The organism is Actinomyces oris (assembly GCF_001929375.1).
Classification (GTDB): domain Bacteria; phylum Actinomycetota; class Actinomycetes; order Actinomycetales; family Actinomycetaceae; genus Actinomyces; species Actinomyces oris_B.
The window spans coordinates 1-2,978 of record NZ_MSGO01000023.1; the positions used below are offsets into that span (position 1 = coordinate 1).

3 protein-coding genes are annotated in these 2,978 nt (G+C 72.7%); 2 read left to right on the top strand and 1 reads right to left on the bottom strand.

Annotated elements, in window-relative coordinates; translation table 11 throughout:
* Positions 1-13: 13 nt before the first annotated feature.
* Positions 14-409: a PTS sugar transporter gene (locus BKH32_RS05690; RefSeq protein ID WP_256691074.1), complete on the bottom strand. Its 396-nt coding sequence runs from the start codon at positions 407-409 to the stop codon at positions 14-16.
* A 397-nt stretch (positions 410-806) separates the two neighbouring features.
* Between BKH32_RS05690 and BKH32_RS05695 the strand changes: the two genes are divergently transcribed.
* Together BKH32_RS05695 and BKH32_RS05700 are read left to right on the top strand one after the other, a co-directional pair.
* Positions 807-1,175 (top strand): hypothetical protein, encoded by a 369-nt coding sequence (locus BKH32_RS05695; protein WP_075249045.1) that lies wholly within the window; start codon positions 807-809, stop codon positions 1,173-1,175.
* A 115-nt stretch (positions 1,176-1,290) separates the two neighbouring features.
* Positions 1,291-2,978, top strand: a 1,688-nt coding sequence (locus tag BKH32_RS05700; protein WP_143222721.1) for a helicase-related protein, incomplete at its 3' end; no start/stop codon positions are given.

Genomic DNA, 2,978 nt, shown 5'->3' on the forward strand with positions numbered 1-2,978 from the left:
CGAGACAACCGGCTCATGCCGCAGCCGCGTTCCGGGCGGCACGCAGTCGCGGGGACAGCCACGCGATACCGACGACGGAGACGCCGATCATGGCGGCGCCCATGAGGTGCACGACCAGCAGAAGTGGTCCGGCGGAGAGATGACTAGCCGCCGGGCACACGAAGCCCACCATGATTCCGGTGGGGAGGGCGCAGACGAAACTAGTCTGCTGCCCACTGAGCTTCTTGAGGAGCTCGGGCGCATCCTCGGCACGGACCTCGGGCAGGCGTCGAGCCGAGTACCGGTAGACGAGCAGATAGAGGACGATCCCGGCGGCGAGGCCACCGACCACCCCGGCAATGAAGGTGACACCGGGAGAGGCCGACGACACGACAGCCAGGACAGGAGAAGCAGAGACGGCCGAAAGCATGGCGATCACTCCTTGAGTAGCAACTCACCCCACGAGTGGGTGTCATGTTTGCTTGACATGTCTAGTGTGCTTGACAGAACCCTCCATGTCAAGCGTGCTTCACTCGGAGAATCCGGGCCACTGGCGCCTACCCCGCACTCACCAACAGAAACTTCAGAATCGACACGGCTCCGGGTCGATTCTGAAGATTTTGTCGATCTGTGTGCGAGCCGAGCAGGGCCGGGCGAGCTGGGCGAGCCGGGCAGGCCGGGCGGGCCGGCGAGGCGAGCGGGCAGACAGGAGCCGCGGGCAGCGGGACAGGCAGCCCGGACTGGCCGGCAAGGCAGCGCACCGCCTTCACGCAAACGTGATTGCACGTAATGTGCAAGAACAAATAAACGTCACTTAGCATCCCCCCATGGCTGAGCGAATTTTTACAATTAATGCACCGATCGACCAAGTTCGATCAATCGTTACAGAGCTCTTCACTCGGGAGGGCTGGACCGTCACCCCTTTCTCCGGCGACACCCTCCAGATCACCCGCGGCAAGAAGGGCATGTCCATCGCCTTCGGCGCACTCATGGGCAGCAACTTCTATCTTTCGCAGAACCTGCAGTTCGGGACCGGCCCGCACGGCGAGACCCTGGTGCGCTACCTCTCCTCGACGGGGTCGGCCTTCATCGGCGGCGCGATCGGCATGCGCAAGTCTGTCAAGACCCACGCCGAGTACGCCGAGAAGCTCGCCAACGCCCTGCAGTCGCGCGACATCCTCATGAGCGTGCGGTAGCCGCCGGCGCCTGCGCCTCCCCTCGTCCCTATCCCCCCCACTGCGCCTCCGGTCCTCCACCGACCGGAGGCCTTCTGCTGCTCAGCGCCCCTCCCCCACCGGGCACAATCAGGGCATGACTCGCACCGGGCCGCAGGGCCGCACGCAGCCTCCGCAGACCGACCCCATCGGGGCCCTGCTCGCCTCGCCCCCGGACCTGCCGGTGGTCGAGGTGCTGCCCGAGCTGCGCGAGCGTCTCTCCTCCAGCCCCTCCGCCTCCGACGACGCCGGCGCCTGCCTGGTCCTCACCGCCCCGCCCGGCACCGGTAAGACGACGCTCGTCCCACCGCTCCTGGCCGACGTCCTGGCCGGTGCCCCTGCCAGCACCCCGGGGCACGGGCACGCCCAGGAACGCCGGCCGGGCCGCGTCGTCGTCACCCAGCCGCGGCGCATCGCCGCCCGTGCGGCCGCCCGCCGCCTGGCCGACCTCCTGGGGGAGGAGGTCGGCGGCACCGTCGGATACGCGGTGCGCGGGGAGCGGCGCGCCGGCCCGGACACGCGGATCGAGGTCGTCACCGCCGGGCTCCTCCTGCGCCGCCTCCAGCGGGACCCGGAGCTGAGCGGCGTCGACGCCGTCATCCTCGACGAGGTCCACGAGCGCTCCTTGGACAGCGACCTGCTCCTGGCCCTCCTGGCGGACGCGCGCGCCGCCCTGCGCGAGGACCTCACCCTCGTGGCCATGTCCGCCACGCTCGACGCCGACCGCCTGCGCCGCATCCTGGGCGGCCCCTCAAGCGGCTCCTCGGGGGCCGCCCCGCTGGTGGAGGTGCCCGGTCGCCTCCACCCCCTTGAGGAGGTGTGGGCGCCGCCGGGGCGCACCGGTCGCCTGGGGCCGCGCGGGGTGCCGCGGGAGTTCCTCGTCCACGTCGCTGCCACCGTGGAGCGGGCCCTGGTCGAGCGCTCCGGTGACGTCCTGGTCTTCCTGCCCGGGGCCCGCGAGGTCGACGACGTCGTCTCCCGCCTGCGCGGTGCGGCCCTGCCGGGCGTGGACGTCCTGCCGCTGCACGGCCGCCTGCCCGCGAGCGCCCAGGACGCGGCCCTGGCCCCGAGCCCGGAGGGGCGGCGGCGCGTCGTGGTGGCCACGAACGTGGCCGAGTCCTCGTTGACGGTTCCCGGGGTGCGGGTGGTGGTGGACTCCACGCTGGCGCGCGAGCCTCGCCTGGACGTGGCCCGCTCCATGAGCGGCCTGGTGACGGTGGGGGTCTCGAGGGCGGCCGGGGTGCAGCGGGCCGGGCGGGCGGGGCGAGAGGGACCCGGCGTCGTCTACCGCTGCTGCTCGCCGACGGACTGGGCGCGCTCGCCACTGGCTCCGACCCCGGAGATCCTCTCGGCCGACCTCACCGGTGCGGCCCTGGAGCTGGCCGTGTGGGGTGTGCCCGACGGCGCGGGGCTGGCCTGGGTGGATGAGCCGCCGGCTGCGGCTCTGGGGGCCGCCCGGGAGGCGTTGGAGCGTCTGGGCCTGGCCGGCGCCGATGGCGTGACGCCTCTGGGGCGGGCGGTGGCCGGGCTGCCGGCGGGCGTGCGTGAGGCGCGGGCCCTGCTGGCGACGGCGCCGGTGCTGGGGGCGCGGCGGGCGGCGCGGGCGACGGCGCTGCTGACCGCCGACCTGCGCGCGCCCGACGGGGACCTGACGGCCCTGGCCCGACAGGTGCGGGGCGGCGGGACCGGGTCGGGGGCCTGGAAGGCGGAGGCGCGCCGACTGGAGCAGGCCTGCCGGCACGCCGCCTTAGAGCAGTCGGGGGCCCCCGAGGACCCGGGCTCCGC

What these genes read in the sequence shown, in the direction of transcription:
- BKH32_RS05690 (WP_256691074.1), bottom strand. Translation starts at nt 409, where the DNA reads ATGCTTTCGGCCGTCTCTGCTTCTCCTGTCCTGGCTGTCGTGTCGTCG.
- BKH32_RS05695 (WP_075249045.1), top strand. Translation starts at nt 807, where the DNA reads ATGGCTGAGCGAATTTTTACAATTAATGCACCGATCGACCAAGTTCGA.